At 54.9% G+C, this 18,783-nt stretch carries 13 protein-coding genes; 7 read left to right on the forward strand and 6 right to left on the reverse strand.

Features of this window, described 5'->3' with window-relative positions; translation table 11 throughout:
* Positions 1-29 precede the first annotated feature (29 nt).
* Positions 30-1,319 (forward strand): NAD(P)/FAD-dependent oxidoreductase, encoded by a 1,290-nt coding sequence (locus MJ923_RS07160; protein WP_240590495.1) that lies wholly within the window; start codon positions 30-32, stop codon positions 1,317-1,319.
* A gap of 54 nt (positions 1,320-1,373) precedes the next feature.
* Here MJ923_RS07160 and MJ923_RS07165 read toward each other — a convergent pair whose 3' ends face one another.
* Both MJ923_RS07165 and MJ923_RS07170 read right to left on the reverse strand, forming a co-directional pair.
* Positions 1,374-2,036: a response regulator transcription factor gene (locus MJ923_RS07165; RefSeq protein WP_240590496.1), complete on the reverse strand. Its 663-nt coding sequence runs from the start codon at positions 2,034-2,036 to the stop codon at positions 1,374-1,376.
* 202 nt (positions 2,037-2,238) lie between these two features.
* Positions 2,239-2,664, reverse strand: coding sequence for an acyl-CoA thioesterase (locus tag MJ923_RS07170; protein WP_126167228.1), 426 nt, complete (start codon positions 2,662-2,664; stop codon positions 2,239-2,241).
* Between the two features lie 352 nt (positions 2,665-3,016).
* Here MJ923_RS07170 and MJ923_RS07175 point away from each other — a divergent pair, with 352 nt between their 5' ends.
* Both MJ923_RS07175 and MJ923_RS07180 read left to right on the forward strand, forming a co-directional pair.
* Entirely contained in the window at positions 3,017-6,406 is a 3,390-nt protein-coding gene (locus MJ923_RS07175) for a glycosyl hydrolase family 18 protein (RefSeq protein WP_240590497.1), read from the forward strand.
* 79 nt (positions 6,407-6,485) lie between these two features.
* Positions 6,486-8,078 carry a lytic polysaccharide monooxygenase gene (locus MJ923_RS07180; RefSeq protein ID WP_240590498.1) on the forward strand — a complete coding sequence of 531 codons (1,593 nt, stop codon included), beginning with the start codon at positions 6,486-6,488 and terminating at the stop codon, positions 8,076-8,078.
* Between the two features lie 96 nt (positions 8,079-8,174).
* Here the strand turns inward: MJ923_RS07180 and MJ923_RS07185 are convergent, their stop codons facing one another.
* Together MJ923_RS07185 and ppsR are read right to left on the reverse strand one after the other, a co-directional pair.
* A complete protein-coding gene (locus MJ923_RS07185) occupies positions 8,175-9,236 on the reverse strand; it encodes a 3-deoxy-7-phosphoheptulonate synthase (RefSeq protein ID WP_240590499.1) in 1,062 nt (353 codons plus the stop codon).
* 149 nt (positions 9,237-9,385) lie between these two features.
* Positions 9,386-10,198 (reverse strand): posphoenolpyruvate synthetase regulatory kinase/phosphorylase PpsR, encoded by an 813-nt coding sequence (gene ppsR, locus MJ923_RS07190; RefSeq protein WP_126167225.1) that lies wholly within the window; start codon positions 10,196-10,198, stop codon positions 9,386-9,388.
* A 124-nt stretch (positions 10,199-10,322) separates the two neighbouring features.
* Between ppsR and ppsA the strand changes: the two genes are divergently transcribed.
* The 4 genes from ppsA to MJ923_RS07210 all read left to right on the forward strand — a co-directional run bounded on the left by ppsA (position 10,323) and on the right by MJ923_RS07210 (position 16,877).
* Positions 10,323-12,692 (forward strand): phosphoenolpyruvate synthase, encoded by a 2,370-nt coding sequence (gene ppsA / locus MJ923_RS07195; protein WP_240590500.1) that lies wholly within the window; start codon positions 10,323-10,325, stop codon positions 12,690-12,692.
* A gap of 137 nt (positions 12,693-12,829) precedes the next feature.
* Positions 12,830-15,853 carry a D-2-hydroxyglutarate dehydrogenase YdiJ gene (gene ydiJ, locus MJ923_RS07200; RefSeq protein ID WP_240590501.1) on the forward strand — a complete coding sequence of 1,008 codons (3,024 nt, stop codon included), beginning with the start codon at positions 12,830-12,832 and terminating at the stop codon, positions 15,851-15,853.
* Positions 15,854-15,901: 48 nt separating this feature from the next.
* Positions 15,902-16,360, forward strand: coding sequence for a DUF1285 domain-containing protein (locus tag MJ923_RS07205; RefSeq protein WP_240590502.1), 459 nt, complete (start codon positions 15,902-15,904; stop codon positions 16,358-16,360).
* A 103-nt stretch (positions 16,361-16,463) separates the two neighbouring features.
* Complete coding sequence (locus MJ923_RS07210) at positions 16,464-16,877, forward strand: MarR family winged helix-turn-helix transcriptional regulator (RefSeq protein WP_240590503.1); 414 nt, start codon at positions 16,464-16,466, stop codon at positions 16,875-16,877.
* Between the two features lie 225 nt (positions 16,878-17,102).
* On the opposite strand, the gene MJ923_RS07215 is transcribed toward MJ923_RS07210, so the two are convergent.
* Positions 17,103-17,456, reverse strand: coding sequence for a hypothetical protein (locus MJ923_RS07215; RefSeq protein ID WP_126167221.1), 354 nt, complete (start codon positions 17,454-17,456; stop codon positions 17,103-17,105).
* 214 nt (positions 17,457-17,670) lie between these two features.
* Positions 17,671-18,705: a Glu/Leu/Phe/Val dehydrogenase dimerization domain-containing protein gene (locus MJ923_RS07220; RefSeq protein WP_240590504.1), complete on the reverse strand. Its 1,035-nt coding sequence runs from the start codon at positions 18,703-18,705 to the stop codon at positions 17,671-17,673.
* Positions 18,706-18,783: the final 78 nt, after the last annotated feature.

Here is an 18,783-nt window from a genome sequence, read left to right on the forward strand (position 1 = left end):
GTAAAAAATAAAAAACAACGGAGTTTTCCATGCAAGCTCGCTGCGGTTCTTACTACAACGCCACCATCAAGCAGGAAACCGATTATCCGCCGCTTGCGGGGGATATTCAGGCCGATGTGGCCATTATCGGTGGCGGTTTTACCGGTGTGAACACAGCGCTGGAGCTGGCCGAACGCGGTTACAGCGTGGTCCTGCTGGAAGCCAACAAAATCGCCTGGGGCGCGACCGGCCGAAACGGCGGTCAGGTCACAGGCTCATTATCGGGCGACAACGCCATGACCAAACAGCTCAGAAACCGCATAGGCTCGGAAGCCGAAGACTATGTATGGGCACTGCGCTGGCGCGGTCATGACATCATCAAAAACAGGGTGGCCAAGTACAATATCGATTGTGATTTGCGCTTTGGCCACCTGCATACCGCCTTTAAACCAGCCCACATGGATGAGCTTAAATCCATGCTGGATGAAGCCGAGCGCCGGGGTATGGGCGATTTGGTGTCGCTGGTGCAAAAGGACGAGATGCCGCAGTATCTCGAATCGCCGCTGTATCACGGCGGTTTGCTCAACAAAAAGAACATGCATCTGCACTCAGTCAACCTCTGTATTGGCGAGGCGAGGGCGGCTGAAAGCCTGGGAGTACGGATTTTTGAAGGCAGCCAGGTGCTGGATATCGTGGATGGTAACCGGCCTGTGGTGAAAACTGCCTTTGGCAGTGTGACCGCCGACAAGGTGATGATTGCCGGTAATGCCTATCACAAGCTGGGACGTCCACGTCTGAAGGGGATGCTGTTTCCGGCCTCCCTTGGCAACTGTGCCACTGTGCAGTTGTCTGACGAGGTCGCCAGGGCCATCAACCCCCATAATCTGGCGGTGTACGATTGCCGTTTTGTGCTTGATTATTATCGTCTTACCGCTGATAACCGCTTGATGTTCGGTGGTGGCACCAACTACAGCGGTCGCGATCCGAAAAACGTGGCCGAAGAGCTGCGCCCTGCCATCGAGCGCACCTTCCCGCGTCTCAAAGGCGTCGAGATTGAATTTGCCTGGGCCGGTATGGCCGGGATTGTGATTAACCGCATTCCACAGCTTGGCAAGGTGTCTGAACATGTCTACTACTGCCAGGGCTATTCGGGCCACGGGGTGGCGACCAGCCATATCATGTCGGAAATCATGGCCAAGGCCATTGATGGCGATTTGCGGGAGTTTGGCCTGTTTGCCTGCATGAAACACTGGCGCATTCCGCTCAACGAATGGTTTGGTAATCAGGCGCTTGCGGTAGGGATGTTGTATTACCAGCTGCGGGAAAGCCTGCGTGGCTGACGTGAATTGAAAAAGGCCGCATGATGCGGCCTTTTGATGTTTTGCAGGGGGGGATTAACCCAAATCGACCTTATCCATTTCCAGTTGCTGCAGCGCTATCACCGCCTGGGTGCGGTTTCTCACGCCAAGCTTACGGAAAATCGCAGTGGCGTGGGCCTTGATGGTGGCCTCGGATACCCCCAAATCATAGGCGATTTGCTTATTGAGCAGACCTTCGGCAAACATCTGCAATACCCGGTATTGCTGCGGAGTCAGATCCGCGAGCTTGCCCGCCATTTGATCTGTGCCATCTTCTTCAATCTTAATGATCTCAACCCCTGGCGGCAGCCAGATATCACCGTAAAGCACAGCGCTCATGGCTTCGGTGAGGGTTTCCATCGAGGCAGATTTGGGGATAAAACCGGCGCTGCCATAATGGATGGCACGGCTGATGGTTTGCGCATCTTCGTGGGCTGAAATCACCACCACCGGGATATCTGGGTAGTGGGAGCGAAGATGGATGAGGGTGGAATAACCGTGGGAGCCGGGCATCTGCAAATCGAGCAGCACCAAGTCGTACTCGGCATCGGTGTTATCCAGTACCTGCTGCAGTGCATCTGCACTGTCTGCCTCAAACCAACGTGTATCGGCAAAGGCACTGGACAAGGCTTGTCTCAGCGCGTTGCGAAACAATGGGTGATCATCGGCAATGATGATATTGAGATTCTCGAGCTTCATGTTGTTGCAGGGTTCTTATTGTTCTTGAATGTGCAATGAACCAATGTAACAGAAAAAACCAGCAGGATCCTACGGATTTATCCTGGGTAAATACTTTAAATCCTTAGAATTTCTATCAGCCTAGACTAAAGTATAATCCGCGGTTTGTGTGAAAGGCTGGTGTAATTTTGGCCAATCACACCAGCGGGTACAGGAATTTTGGTCAGTCGTGCTGCCACACCTGGGTGGGCTTTCGGTTTTCATCCACGGCAACAAAGGTAAACACGCCGCGAATGGCATGTTCTCTTTTGTCCTGATACATGTCCTCGACAAAAATGTTCACTTCCACCTTCAAACTGGTATTGCCTACGTGGATAACCCGGGCAATCAGTTCCGCCAAACTGCCGGCCGGAATAGCCTTGTTGAAATCAATTCTATCGGAACTCACGGTTACCAGTGGTTTACGGCAAAAGCGGGTGGCGGCGATAAAGGCGGTTTCATCCATCCAGGCCAGGGCTTCGCCACCAAACAGGGTGTTGTGGTGGTTGGTATTGGAGGGGAAAACCGCTTTGATTACACGGGCTTCCGATGAATCGATGCGGCGGGCAATGGCCTCAGGAAACTGGGGCAGGGTATCAGTCAGTGGCATACGGCAACCTTGTGGTTATGCAGACAAATCTGGTGTTTAGGTGAAAGGCGCGCAGTATACGATTTTCGGCTGATCTCTGCCATTGCTTAAAGCGTACGCTATATTTGTAAGCGCTAATTTTGTAGCAAAACTGCAACTCTGTTTCAAAAATAATCCCTTTTTAATTCAGTTAGATCGAATATATCGGTATAAAATGTAATCAAATTTCATATTCAGGTAGTTAACTTTTGGGAATTTCGCGGCTAAGTTAAAAACACCGATGCTGTCCTCGAAGCAATTCGGCCGCTTACCCGCTTTGCCGGGGTTCGGAAAAGCTAAAAGCTAATTAAATTAATAAATTGAGGTCCTGAGTATGAAACAACCCCCCTACAGTGGGCGCCCTACGGGCGTGAACCGCTTGGCTTTGTGTACCGCTTTGGCTCTGTCTGGCGCTTTTGCCCAGCAAGCCTTCGCCGCAGACTGCCAGGGCGTTGCCCCCTGGGCTGCCCAAACCATCTATGCAACCACCACCCAGGTGACCCACCAAAACACCCTGTTCCAGAACAAGTGGTGGACCCAAAACGAAGACCCATCGCTATCCGGCGACTGGGGTGTTTGGAAAAACCTCGGCGCCTGTGAAGGCAGCAATCAGGCGCCCGATGTGACCATCAGCTCACCGATGGCGGGTGCACAGTACAATCTGGGCGACCAGCTGTTGCTGGAAGCCAGTGCCTCAGATGCCGATGGTCAGGTAGTGAGCCTTGAGTGGTTTGCCAATGGCGCGGCCATCAGCTCTCCCTGGTCAGTTGATAAAACCGGCAGCGTGGTGATTGTGGCCAAAGCCACCGATGACAAGGGCGCAGCCACCGAGGCCAACGTACAAATTCTGGTGGTGAATGCCAATAATTTACCGCCCCAGACCGCAATTTCTGCACCTCAAAATGACAGCGTTGTCACCGTAGGTGATAGTGTATCCGTGACCGTAGACGCCAGCGATCCTGACAGTAACGATGCCGTTGCCTCGGTGGAACTCTGGGTTAACGGCAGCAAGTTTGCTACCGACTCTGCCGCGCCCTGGGCCTTTAACTGGTCGCCGCAGACTGCAGGCAGCTATCGTCTTGAAAGCCGTGCTTTCGATGGCAGCGGCGCAGAAGGGCGCTCGGCCGAGGTCAGCGTTACCGTCAAGGCCGCCAATCAGGCGCCGGTGGTGAGTCTTACTCAGCCCACGGCGGGCTTCACCCTTGCCAGTGGTGGCAGTCTCAGTATCCGCGCCGATGCCAGTGATGCCGATGGCAGCGTTGCCTCGGTCAGTTTTTATGCCAATGGCAGCCTTGTCGGCGTTGATGACAGTGCGCCGTTCGAATTCAACTTCACGCCAGCCGATGGCAGCCTGAGCCTGCAGGCGCGGGCGGTGGACGACCAGGGGCTTGAAAGCAGCTCTGCAGCCGTCAGTGGTTATATTGGTGAGATGCCAAGCGATCATGAGGCGTGCCGCCCCGATGGTCTGGTGGGCAACTCGCTTTACTGCCTGGTGTACGATGAACAAGGCCGCGAGAAAATGGGCAACGACCATGCCCGCCGTGTTATCGGTTATTTCACTTCCTGGCGCACAGGCAAAAACGGTCAACCATCGTACCTCGCCAAGGACATCCCCTGGGACAAGATCACCCACATCAACTACGCCTTTGCCCATGTGGATGCCAACAACAAGGTGTCTATCGGCAACCCGCAGGCGGCCGATAACGCGGCCACCAATATGACCTGGCCTGGTGTAGCCGGCGCCGAAATGGACCCGGGCTTCAGCTATTCCGGTCACTTCAACCTGCTGAATAAATTCAAGAAGCAGCACCCAGATGTGAAAACGTTGATTTCCATCGGTGGCTGGGCCGAAACCGGTGGTTATTTCGATGACAACGGCAACCGGGTCGCCAGTGGTGGTTTCTATGAAATGACCAAGACCCAGGCCGGAATCGACACCTTTGCCGATTCCGTGGTGGCCTTCCTGCGCAGCTATGGTTTTGATGGTGCCGACATCGACTACGAGTACGCCAGTTCCATGGGCAAGGCGGGTAACCCGGATGACTTCTGGATTTCCGAACCCCTGCGTGGCTCACTGTTCAAGCAGTACGATGCGCTGATGAAGACCCTGCGTGAGAAGCTGGACGCGGCCGGTCGTGAAGATGGCAAGCACTATATGCTGACCGTGGCGGCACCTGCGTCAGGCTATTTGCTGCGCGGTATGGAAGCCTACCAGATGACCAAATATCTGGATTACGTCAACATTATGAGCTACGACCTGCACGGTGCCTGGAACGACTTCGTCGGCCACAATGCCGCGCTGTTCGATACGGGTCTCGATGCTGAGCTGGCGCACTGGGATGTGTACAGCACTGCGCAATACGGCGGTATTGGTTACCTCAACACCGACTGGGCCTATCACTACTTCCGCGGCTCACTGCCATCGGGCCGGATCAACATAGGTCTGCCTTACTACACCCGCGGCTGGCAGGGCGTGAATGGCGGTAACAACGGTCTGTGGGGACTGGCACCAGCGCCGGATCAGAATGCCTGCCCGGCCGGTACCGGCGAAGGCACCGCCAACTGCGGTTATGGCGCTGAAGGTATTGATAACCTGTGGCACGATCTGGATGTGAACGGCAATGAAGTGTTTGCTGGCTCCAACCCCATGTGGCATGCCAAGAACCTCGAAGCTGGCCTGGTGCCATCGTATCTGGCCGACTATGGGCTGGATCCGCTGAACAACCCAGCCGATAAGCTTTCAGGCAACTATCAGCGTCATTACGATGCAGTCGCGGTAGCGCCCTGGCTGTGGAACGCTGACAAGAAGGTGTTTATCTCCACCGAAGATGAAGAGTCCATGCGCGCCAAGGTGCAGTATGTGGTGGATAAGGGCATCGGCGGCGTGATGTTCTGGGAACTGGCGGGTGACTACAGCTGGTATCCAGAGCGCAATGGCGGCAGCGGTGAGTTCTTTATGGGCGACACCCTGACCAGCATCGCCTACAACGCCTTTGCCAGCGCTGCGCCATACGGCAACAAGGTCGCCTCCGGCGAGATGCCAACGTCAACCCTGGCGCTGTCTGCCTCGCTTAGCGGCTTTAAAGAAGGGGATAACAACTATCCCATCACCCCAACCCTGACCATCAGCAACAACAGCAGTGTGACCATCCCCGGTGGCGCCGTGTTCGAGTTTGATATTTCAAGCTCTACCTCGTCGCAAATCAGCGATCAATCGGGCCTGAATCTCACCGTGAAAACCGATGGCTCCAACGCCGCTGGTAACAACATCGGTGGCCTGGAGAACGACTTCCACCGGGTGAAATTCACCTTGCCCGGTTGGCAGAGTCTGGCGCCCGGCGCCTCTCTCGATGGGGTGATAAAGTACTACCTGCCGGTGTCCATGCCGTCCAACTTTACCGTGACCTTTGATGGCAAAACCTATGGTTTTGGCAGCGTCGATTCAGGGAATGGTGATGGCGGCACCCCGCCGGTGGATTGCTCGGTAACGCCAAACGATCCTGCCTGCAACACGCCACCGGTGGATAGCTGTGAGGCCAAAGGCATTGATGCCAGTGCAGTGCCTGCCTATCCCAACTTCCCGCAAACCGATTGGGCCGGTAACCCAAGCCATGCTGCGGGCGGCGATCGCATGAAAAATGCCACCGCCGTATACGTGGCCAAGTGGTGGACCAACACCGAGCCAGGCACTTCTGCCGATTGGGACTTTGTCTGCAACATCTAATCTCACCATAAAGGCGCCCGCGGGCGCCTTTTCCTCATGCCCGACCTGAACAAAGGGCAAAGGATTGGAGGATATATCAATGAATAAACATAAGCTTATCTTGTCGCTTGCCTTGCTGGGTGCAAGCTCACAAGCGCTGGCCCATGGCCTGATGGAATACCCCAAGGCCAGACAGGAATTTTGTACCGAGCAGGGGGGCTACTGGTGGCCCGATGATGGCAGCGCCATTCCCAATGCCGCCTGCCGCGCGGCCTTTTTGGCATCGGGCACTGTGCAATTTGTGCAAAACCATGAGTTTTCCATCAACGTTGCCGATTTTCGCAATATGGAAGCCGTCAAAGCGGCCATTCCCGATGGCAAGCTGTGCGCCGCGGCCGACCATGCCAAACGCGGTATGGATGTGGTGTCGCGCGATTGGCAACGTACCGCAATGACGGTGGATGCCGATGGCACAGTGGAGCTGCTGTTTGCCGCTCACACGCCCCATAACCCAAGTTTCTGGCAGTTTTACTTATCGACCCCGGATTACGATGCGGCCACTGAGGCGCTGAGCTGGGGCAAGCTTGAGCTGATTGCTGAGCTTGGCGATCAGCCCATTAGCCTGATTGGCGATAAAAAGTATTACCGGATGCGGATTGCTATTCCGGCAGGTCGCAGCGGCGAGGCCACCTTGTACACCCGTTGGCAGCGCGATGATGCGGCAGGCGAGGGCTTTTATAACTGTTCTGACATAGTGCTGGATCAAGGCGGCAGTGTGCCGGACTGGCAAACGCTGGGGGCATTTGTGCCACCGGGACTCGATGTTGAGCCAGGGGATGAGCTCTGGTTCCGGGTGTTTGATGGCGTCGGCGCTGAGAAAGTATTTGAAAAGCGCACTGTTGCTGAAGCCGAACTTGAGGACGGAATATGGGCCAAAAACCTCGCCGCTCAGGTGGGCACAGCAACCAGTCTGGTGGCCATTGGCGTGAAAGTTCAGGATGGCAGTATCAGTTACAGCGATGTGCTTGGCGACAATAAGGTGTGGACCCGCGAGGCCGGACTTAGCTATCGGCTCGACCTTAAGTCTTCGCCGCCGGCGGTGACGATAAATGGCCTCAAGCCGTCCTACACCCTGCAAAACGCAAGTGTTGAGGTGACTTATGAGCTTAATGCCAGCAAGCCGGTGGCAGTGACGCTGGGGCTGGAAAAAGACTCGGCACTCGTCAGTGAAGAGAGCTTGCAGCTCGCCCAGGGCTCGCTTGCCAGAAGTCTTGCTTTGACTGAGGTTGGCAGCTACAGGCTGATGCTGCAAAACCTCGAAACCGGCAGCAAAGAAAGTCGAGATTTTAACGTCATCGCGGCGGATGATTGCAGCGTGTCTGATCCCGATGCGCTCAATCACCCCGCCTGGGCGGCGGCGACTATCTACAACAGCGGTGATAAGGTGAGCTTCAATTCGCTGGTGTGGCGCGCCAATTGGTGGAATCAAGGCAGTGAGCCTTCGGCGTCGAACGGCGCCTGGAGCTTGGTCAGTCAGGTGTTGCTGCCCTGGGATCCGGCCATTGCCTACGCCCAGGGTAAGCAGGCAACCTTCAATGGCAAACTTTGGCAGGCGAGCTGGTGGACCCAGGGCGAAGCCCCCGGCAGCGGCAGCGCCTGGCAGGCTATGGGGCCGTGGCAATGCGGCCAGTGATCTGTCTTTAGATTTACTATGCTGCAAAAGGAAAAAGCCTCCATTGGGAGGCTTTTTTCTGTCTTGCCAAAAGTAGCGCTGGTTTATGAAGCGAGTTTACTTTTTCAGCTCGCGGCGCACCCGGGCAGCGGCAGCGAGGCTGCGCAGCAGCGGCTCGGTATCGCCCCAGCTCAGGCAGGCATCGGTAATTGACTTGCCGTAGCAAAGCGGCTGACCTTCCACCACACTCTGGTTGCCTTCTTCGATAAAGCTTTCGGCCATGATCCCGGCGATGGCAGTGGAACCGGCGCGAATTTGTGCCATCACGTCTTCGGCCACTTCGAGCTGCTTCATGTGCTGCTTCTGGCTGTTGCCATGGGAGAAGTCAATCACCATGCCTGTGTCGATGCCGGTGGCTTTGAGCTGCTCATGGGCCTTTTGTACATGCTCCTGCGCGTAATTGGGGTTCTTGCCACCACGCAGAATGATGTGGCCGTATGGGTTACCATGGGTGCGGTAAACTGACATATGGCCGTCTTTGTCCGGCGAGTAGAAGATATGTGGCACCTTGGCGGCGCGCACTGCATCCACAGCAATATTGATATTGCCGTCAGTGCCGTTTTTAAAGCCTACCGGGCAAGACAGTGCCGAGGCCATTTCACGGTGGATTTGGCTCTCAGTGGTGCGGGCGCCGATAGCCCCCCAGGTGATAAGATCCGCGATGTACTGACCGTTCACCATATCCAAAAATTCGGTAGCGATAGGCAGTTTAAGTTCGGTAATTTGCTGCAGCAGATGACGGGCCATACGCAGGCCTTTGTTGGCACTGAAACTGCCGTCCAGATCCGGGTCGGAAATCAGACCTTTCCAGCCTACAATGGTACGTGGCTTTTCAAAATACACCCGCATCAGGATGCACAAATCGTCTTTCAGTTCGTGGTGCAGTTTCGCCAGGCGTCCGGCGTATTCCAGTGCGGCTTCGGTATCGTGAATAGAGCAGGGGCCGATGATCACCAGAAGGCGTGGATCCTGACCGGTCAGAATGGCTTCTACTTCACGGCGCTGGGCAACCAGATAGTCAGCCGCTTCCTGAGTGAGCGGATACTCGGCCGCCAGTTGCGAAGGTGAAATTACTTTACAAAGAAGGGATGTGCGTAGTTCGTCAGTCTTAATCGTCATTCAGCATACCGGTTTGGTGCGGGCTTATCGCCAGATTGAACCGGATTATAACCAATAGTGACGTGCTGCACAGTGCCGATTGTGTAATAAATCGACAACTGTGCAACGAAATTGATTTAAGTTAGATCCGTTTGCTCATTGCAGCAGGATCAGAACATATGACGCTCCATGCCCGTCATGTCGAGGATTTTGGTGGCAATTTCTTCCACCGAGTGGTTGGTGGTGTCTATATAAGGAATGCGTTCCTTCTTGAACAGCATCTCCACTTCTTTGACTTCCAGTCGGCACTGGCGCAGTGACGAGTAGCGGCTGTTCTCCATCCGGCTCTGGCGGATTTCCTGCAACCGCACCGGATCTATGGTCAGGCCGAACACTTTTCCTTTATTACGCTTAAGCGCTTCAGGCAGCTTTAAGTTGTCCATGTCATCCTCTGTAAAAGGATAATTGGCGGCTTTAATACCAAATTGCATCGACAAATACAGGCTCGATGGGGTTTTGCCGCAGCGGGACACGCCGCACAGAATAATATCCGCCTTGTCCATGTGCTTTAAGGTTTGGCCGTCATCATTTTCCATGGCGAAGTTGATGGCATCGATACGCGCCTCATAGCTGTGGTTGGCTTTCCCGTGGGTGCGATGCAGCACAGGCGCAGCACTGACGCCCAATTGTTGTTCAAGTGGTGCCACGAAGGTGTTCAAAAAGTCGTAATCCAGGCCTTCACTGGAATAGATAACATCCCTGATCTCCGGCTTCACGATGGAATGAAATACCAGTGGCCGCTCTCCTGTTGTAATAAAACTATCATTTATCTGCTTTTTAACTGCTTCAGCCTTGGCATTCGTTTCCACGAATGGGATGGTAATTGCTTCAAATTCCATGGGAAATTGTGAAAGTACTGCATGGCCGAAAACTTCTGCCGTGATCGCCGTTCCGTCGGAAATGTAGAAAACTTTACGAGCCATACCAACCTCATGTAGTAATAAAATTACAAAGAAAATTATAGATTTACGCTTAATGCCCCGAAGTGTAAAATGCCGCTGCCCCGGTGTGAAGGGGCCAACTAAATAAACATGCGGAGATAGAACTGTGCAGCAATATGTACTCTGGTATCAGGAATTGGGCATGGGCGACGTCAACAAGGTTGGCGGAAAGAATGCTTCACTTGGCGAGATGATCAGCAATCTGGCCAACGCAGGTGTTCAAGTCCCCGGTGGCTTTGCAACCACGGCTCATGCATTTAATGAGTTCCTGGAGCAAAGCGGAGTAAACCAGAAGATTTACGACATTCTTGACACTCTGGACGTCGACGATGTTAACGCACTGGCGAAAGTGGGTGCACAGATCAGACAGTGGGTTATTGAAACCCCCTTCCAACCCGAACTCGAACAGGCCATCCACGAGGCCTATGACAAACTCTGCGGCGAGACCAAGGATGCTTCCTTCGCCGTACGTTCCTCTGCCACCGCCGAAGACATGCCTGATGCCTCTTTTGCCGGTCAGCAGGAAACCTTCCTGAACGTGAAAGGCTACGACTCTGTGCTGGTGGCTATCAAGCACGTGTTTGCCTCTCTGTTCAACGATCGCGCGATTTCTTATCGTGTTCACCAGGGCTACGACCACCGTGGTGTGGCGCTGTCTGCCGGTGTGCAGCGCATGGTGCGCTCCGACATGGCTTCCTCTGGTGTTATGTTCACCATCGACACCGAGTCAGGTAACGACGACGTGGTATTCGTGACCTCTTCATACGGTCTCGGTGAAATGGTGGTGCAGGGCGCCGTAAACCCTGACGAATTTTATGTTCACAAGCCAACCCTGACCGCCGGCCACCAGGCCGTGGTTCGCCGCAACATCGGTTCCAAGCTTATCCAGATGGTCTACTCAGACGATCTTTCACACGGTAAGCAGGTGAAAATTGAAGATGTGGCGGTTGAGAACCGTCGTCAGTTCTCCATCAGCGATGCTGAAGTGATGGAACTGGCCAAGCAGGCGATGATCATCGAGAAGCACTACGGTCGTCCAATGGACATCGAGTGGGCCAAAGATGGCAACGATGGCAAGCTGTACATAGTTCAGGCCCGTCCTGAAACCGTACGTTCGCGTGAAGATGTTCAGCTGATTGAACGCTATCACTTAAAGAGCCGCGGTCCTGTGATCAGCGAAGGCCGTGCCATCGGTCACAAGGTGGGCAGCGGTGTTGCCAAGGTGCTGAAATCCATTGATGAAATGGACAAAATCCAGCCAGGTGACGTACTGGTTACCGACATGACCGACCCGGATTGGGAACCTATCATGAAGCGCGCCAGCGCTATCGTGACCAACCGTGGCGGTCGTACCTGTCACGCTGCCATTATCGCCCGTGAACTGGGCGTGCCAGCCGTAGTGGGTTGTGGTGATGTGACTGACCGTATCCAGAACGGCCAGATGGTGACTGTATCCTGCGCCGAAGGCGACACTGGTTATATCTACGATGGCAAGCAGGAGTTCGAAGTGATCTCCAGCCGCGTTGATTCCATGCCCGATCTGCCAATGAAGATAATGATGAACGTGGGTAACCCTGACCGCGCCTTCGACTTCGCCCGTCTGCCAAACGAGGGTGTGGGTCTGGCCCGTCTTGAGTTCATCATCAACCGCATGATTGGTATTCACCCCAAGGCACTGCTCGAATTCAACCAGCAGGAAGCTGCCCTGCAGGAAGAAATCAACGAGATGATTGCCGGTTACGACTCGCCTGTTGAGTACTACGTAGCCCGTCTGGTTGAAGGTATCGCCACCATCGCGGCCGCCTTCCATCCTAAGAAGGTGATCGTGCGTATGTCTGACTTCAAGTCAAACGAGTACGCCAACCTGGTGGGCGGTGACCGCTACGAGCCGGAAGAAGAGAACCCAATGTTGGGCTTCCGCGGTGCCAGCCGTTATATCTCTGAGTCGTTCCGTGACTGTTTCGCCCTCGAATGTGAAGCCATCAAGCGCGTTCGCAACGACATGGGCCTGAAGAACGTGGAAATCATGATCCCATTCGTGCGCACCCTGGGTGAGGCCGAGCAGGTGATTGAACTCCTGAAAGAGCAGGGCCTGGAGCGTGGTAAAGACGGCCTGCGGGTTATCATGATGTGCGAACTGCCATCCAACGCCCTGTTGGCCGAGCAGTTCCTGGAGCACTTCGATGGTTTCTCCATCGGCTCTAACGACCTGACTCAGCTGACTCTGGGTCTGGACCGTGACTCCGGCATCATCAGCCACCTGTTTGATGAGCGTAACGAAGCTGTGAAGGCACTGCTGGCCATGGCCATCAAGGCCGCCAAGGCCAAGGGCGCCTACGTGGGCATTTGTGGTCAGGGTCCTTCTGATCACGCCGACTTCGCCGCTTGGCTGGTGGAGCAGGGCATTGATACCGTGTCACTGAACCCTGACACAGTGATCGATACCTGGCTGTACCTGGCCGAGGCCCACGGTTAATCCGGGCAAATATAGCCACATTCTGAGAAGGTCGGCGCCAGCGGCGCCCCTTTTTACCGATGTGTAACAAAAGCCGCTTTTTAGCGGCTTTTTTTTGTTTATAATGCCCGCATAAAACAACAACACAGACGCCGTGCATGTTACCCCTGCTTTCTCACCAGCAAACTCTGGAACCCGTCTATCTGGCCTTTCTCGAGGCGCTTGCCGCTGATTTTGACGGCGAGATAGATACCCGTTACAGCGCCCGCATAGTGCAGGCCACAGACAACTCCGTGTATCAGTTTCTGCCGCAGGCGGTGCTGTATCCCAAGAGCACCCTGGATGTGCAGCGGGTGATGCAACTCGCCGCCAAAGACGAGTTCCGCGAGGTGGTTTTCAGTGCCCGCGGTGGCGGCACCGGCACCAATGGTCAGTCGCTGACCCACGGTCTTATCCTCGATTTATCGCGCCATATGAATAAGGTGCTGGAAGTCAACGCCGAGGAAGGCTGGGCGCGGGTACAGGCAGGTGTGGTGAAAGATGCCCTCAACGATGCCTTAAGGCCCCATGGCTTTTTCTTCAGTCCCGATTTGTCGACCTCCAACCGCGCCACCCTGGGCGGCATGATTAACACCGACGCCTCGGGCGCAGGCTCACTGGTGTACGGCAAAACCTCAGATCATGTGCTTGGCCTCAAGAGCGTGCTTATCGATGGCTCTGTGCTGGATTCAGCCCCGATGGCTGCCGAAAACCTGGATGCAGTGGACAGCACCAGTCTTGCCGGTAAGCTGATTGCCAATATCTCCGCCGTGTGCCGCGACAAGCGCGAGCTGGTGAAAACCCGTTTTCCACGCTTAAACCGTTTCCTCACCGGTTACGATTTGGAGCACGTGTGGGACGATAAGCTCAGTCAGTTCGATTTAAGCCGCATTCTTACCGGCTCCGAAGGCACCCTGGCCGTTATCACCGAAGCTAAGGTGAATCTCACGCCGCTGCCCAAGCAGCGCGCCATGGTGAATATCAAATACGATTCTTTCGAGTCGGCGCTGCGTCACGCACCGTCGCTGGTGGCAGCCAACGCCACAGTCGTGGAAACCGTCGACTCCAAGGTGCTGGGCCTTGCCCGTGAAGATATCGTCTGGCACTCGGTGAGTGAACTCATTCAGGAGGTGCCCGGCAAGCATATCGATGGCCTCAATATGGTGGAGTTTGCCGGTGACGAAGCCGAAGTAAACGCCAAACTGGTGGCGCTCGAAGCTGTGCTTGCTCAGCAAATCGAAAACGGCGAGTGCGGCGTGGTGGGCTTTCAAAGCACCCACGATAAGGGCAGTATCGAGAAAATCTACGCCATGCGTAAAAAGGCCGTGGGCCTCTTGGGTGCCGCCAAGGGCAGCCGCAAACCCATCGCCTTTGCCGAAGACACTGCCGTGCCGCCTGAGAAGCTCGCCGACTTTATTATGGAGTTCCGGGCGCTACTCGATGGCCATAAGTTGCAATACGGCATGTTTGGCCATGTGGATGCGGGTGTGCTGCACGTCCGTCCGGCGCTTGATATGTGCGATCCCTTGGATGAACAGCTCCTTCGAACTATTTCCGATGAAGTGGCGGCGCTGACGCTTAAATATGGCGGCCTGATGTGGGGCGAGCACGGCAAGGGCGTCCGCGGTGAATACGGTCCGGCTGTGTTTGGTGATGAGCTCTATTGCGTGCTGCAGGACATCAAGGGCTGGTTTGACCCTGATAACCGCTTAAACCCCGGCAAGCTGGTGGCCCCAAAAGACAAGGGCGAGCTGTTTTATAATGTCGACAGCGCCAAGCGCGGCAGCTTCGACCGGCAAATTCCCGTTAACGTGCGCGAAGCCTTCCCCGATGTGATGAACTGCAACGGCAATGGCCTGTGCTTTAACTACTCAGCCTATTCGCCCATGTGCCCGTCGTTCAAGGCGACCGGCGATCGTATCCAATCCCCCAAGGGCCGCTCGTCGCTGATGCGCGAATGGTTAAGGCTTTTGGAAGCCGAAGGCGTGGATGTGGAGCAGCTTGCCAAATCCAAGCCCCTTGGGCTGCTGCAGCGGGCGCAAAATACCTTAAAAGCCAAGGAAGAGTACGACTATTCCCACGAGGTGATGGAATCCTTAAAGGGCTGTCTCGCCTGTAAGGCCTGCTCGGGTCAGTGCCCGGTCAAGGTGGATGTGCCCAAGTTCCGTGCCCAGTTTTTCAATATCTACTACCAGCGTTATCTGCGTCCGCCAAAAGACTATCTGGTGGCCGGTATCGAAGATGCGCTGCCGCTGATGGCCAAAGCGCCGAAGATGGTGAATGCGCTGTCGCAAAACACTGTGTCCCAGTGGGTTATCAAGAAAGCCATCGGCTATGTGGATGCGCCTAAACTGTCGGTGCCAACCCTGACCCAAAGGCTTGAGAGCCATCAGAGTCTGGGGTATGACCTTGAGTCACTGAAACGTATTCCGGCCGCCGAGCGCAGCCGTTACGTGTTGGTGGCCCAGGACCCATTCAACAGCTTCTATGATGCAGGCCTGGTGTATCACTTCGTGAAGCTGATTGAAAAGCTTGGCTTTAAGCCAGTGCTGCTGCCATTCAAGCCAAATGGCAAGCCCGCTCATATCAAGGGCTTCCTCGATAAGTTTGCTGCCACAGCAGGCACGGCGGCGGCCTTCTTCAATGAACTCAGTCAGCTTGAAATGCCCATGGTGGGCGTGGATCCGGCCATGGTGCTGGTGTACCGTGATGAGTACAAGGTGGCGCTCGGTAACGCTCGCGGCGACTTCAATATCAAGCTCGCCAACGAGTGGTTGATGGAGGTGCTTGAGGCGTTGCCGCAGCGTGAGTCATCGGGCCGCGAGTACACCTGGTTCAGCCACTGCACCGAGTCCACCGCCAAGCCGGGCACCGCCAAAGAATGGAGTACCGTGTTTGCCAGATTTGGCGCCACGCTCAAGGTGAAGAACCTTGGCTGCTGCGGCATGGCAGGCACCTACGGCCATGAGCTGGATAACCTGGAGCGCTCGCAAAAGCTGTATGATATGTCCTGGAAAGAAAGCATTGAGGGCACATCACAAGCCGAGATTTTGGTGTCTGGGTATTCTTGCCGCTCTCAGGTGAAGCGCTTCTCAGGCTTCAGGCCCAAGCATCCGCTGGAAGCGTTGCTGGAGCTTATCTAAGCTTGCCAAGGCCCTTCGGGGCCTTTTTGCTATTGGGGCTGTGAAAATATGAATTCCAAAGATAATGAAAACCCTGAGCAGGTATCGGCGGCGCTATCTAGCCTCAAAGACAGTCGCACACAGGCCGTGCCGGCGCTTTGCAGTGAGCAGCCGCTTTTCAGCATAGATACCCACGGCCAGTGGCAATATCTCGGCGAGGCCCTGCCAGAGAAGTTTGCCAGGCTGTTTATGTCGGTGCTCAGGCGTGATGGCGAGCACTGGGCGCTGGTGACGCCGATGGAGCGGGTGAGGGTGGCTGTGGCTCACACGCCTGTGGTTATCGTCGATTTTGAGCCCGCTGAGGGCGGTTTTCGACTGATTTCAACACTTGGACATGAATATCTGGTCAGTGCAAGCGATATCCAACTCGCCGAGGATGGAGTGCTGATTGCGTTGCAGAATGACCTCAGCGCCAGCATGGGCCGCGCCTGCTTCTATCGATTTGCCGAAACCCTGGTTGACGACTGAAGTTGAATTTCCCGCATCCTCCTAGTTTATTGCGCTTTAGGTGATAGTATTAAAGGAAGTGGTTAAGGAGACTTAACGCTTGCTGGATGACGGGAGGTGCTGTTTGAATCGTCAGGAAAGTCTTGGTTATTTGGTTTCCCATCTCAATGTGGCCATTGCCAATGAGCTGGACCAACGCCTCAGGCGCTATCAGCTGGATATCAAGCTCTGGCCGGTGCTGTTTGCGCTGTGGCAGGAGGAAGGTATTACCCAGACTGAACTGTCGCGCCGCTGCGATGTGGCCAACTACACCATGACCCGCCTGCTTGATCAGTTGCAGGTGCAGGGGCTGATTACCCGCCATCAGGAAGCCGATAACCGCCGCGCTTTCCAGATTTTCCTCACCGACGAAGCCAAGGCGCTGGAGCAGGACCTGATTTGCGAGGCCGAACGGGTGAACGAGAAGTTTATGGCCGAACTGGACGATGAAGAGCAGGCATTGCTGATGAAGCTGCTGAATAAGATAAACCGAACCTGAGTCTTTCCGGTTACACAGCGCGCAAACCGCACAGACAAAAATAACAAGGCCGGCAATTGCCGGCCTTGTTATTGGATAGGTGAGCAGTCAACTCAGCGCTGAGGCCCTGCATGCCAGCCTCGACTGGCCATTCTTAATTGGCCAGCTTAGATTAGCCAGATTCAATTGGCCGGATTCAATTGGCCAAATTCAGTCCGCAAGCGTTGGCGAGTCAGTTTCAGTCGCTCAGTTCCAGTTGGCCAGGGTCAGCAAGAGGCCGCCGCCCAAGCAGAGCATCAGCAGAAGTTGCCACATCATCGATTTGGTTTGCGCCAGGTTGTCCTTGCCCTGTTTAAGGCTTGCGATAAGCACACCTTTTTTGTAAATGCGGCACATGATCTCTTCAGTCTGAGGATCGATAAGTAATTGAAATTTTGCCCTGTGTCCGTCTTTCAACGCGACAGTATGCTCACTTTGTCCGGCAAAATTCAGTTTGCTTGACACCATTTCACCGTTCACAAACACGCGCTCAATACCATTCCAATTGCTTGCCTGCAACTCCACTGCATCCTGATTCAGACTGTATTTGAAACAGACCATGAAGGGCTCCTGCTGTTGGGGGAGTGTCTAAGTCAAGCAAAGGATAAGAGGGTTCGCCAGCGAGAAAATCGTAAAAATGGATGACAAATTTCTATCCCCCTGATGGGCGGATAAAAATAGTTTGGCAAAAGATTTTCGCCGTATTTGAGCCTTGATGTTGGCCATAAAAAAGGGGAAACCGGACTGGTTTCCCCTAAGTGACCGAGCGCTAAGCTTATTTGGCAGCGGCGTCGATAATGGCGCGCGCCATCTCGTCGGCGATTTCACCTGTGGTGCGATTTTGCGCATCCGCAGCGGTGAAGATGGTCAGCAGGGTATCGTAAATTTTTTCGACCTTGGCGGTGGACTTGGCTACGTCGTAGTTGTTCTCAAACGACACGTTGATGATGCCACCGGCGTTAATCACATAGTCAGGGGCATAGAGAATACCCATGTCTTTCAGAAGCTGTCCGTGGCGTGGCTCGGCCAGCTGGTTGTTGGCACAGCCCGCCACAATCTTTGCCTTGAGCAGCGGCAGGGTGGCATCGTTGATGGTGGCGCCCAGGGCACAGGGGGCGTATACGTCCACGTCCTGAGAGTAGATATCCTGCGGCGCAACCACGGTCGCACCAAACTCGGTGGCTACCCGGTCGAGGGAAGGCTGATGAATGTCGGTGACGATAAGCTCGGCGCCTTCTTCATGCAGGTGCTTACACAGGTAGTAACCCACGTGGCCAACGCCCTGTACGGAGATCTTAAGCCCCTTGAGTGTGTCCAGGCCGCGCTGATGCTTCACCGCTGCCTTGATCCCCAGGTAGGTGCCCAGGGCGGTAAAAGGTGAAGGATCGCCACTCTTGCCTTCCAGACCCGCCATGTACGGGGTTTCCTGATGGGCAATCATGATATCGGCGGTGGTAGTGCCCACGTCTTCTGCTGAATAGTATTTGCCACCCAGGGTATTGATAAAACGGCCGAAGGCGCGGAACAGGGCTTCTCTGTCCTGGGTTTTGGGATCGGCGATGATCACCGACTTGCCGCCGCCCATTGTCAGGCCGGCAAGGGCATTTTTATAGGTCATACCGCGGGAGAGACGCAGTACGTCGGTCAGGGCCTCGTCATCGGACTGGTAGTTCCACATACGGCAACCACCCACTGCTGGACCAAGGTTGGTGTTGTGAACCGCGATAATGGCCTTCAGGCCGCTTTCCTTGTCATGACAGAACACTACCTGTTCATGCTCGTCAAAAGATACATGATTGAATACAGCCACGTTAGAGGATCTCCGGATTGCTTATAAAAAGCCGCAGGGAAGGCCTGCGGTCGTTATATTTATTGCGAAACCATAGCA

It is taken from the genome of Shewanella zhuhaiensis (assembly GCF_022484835.1).
In the GTDB taxonomy this organism is placed as follows: domain Bacteria; phylum Pseudomonadota; class Gammaproteobacteria; order Enterobacterales; family Shewanellaceae; genus Shewanella; species Shewanella khirikhana.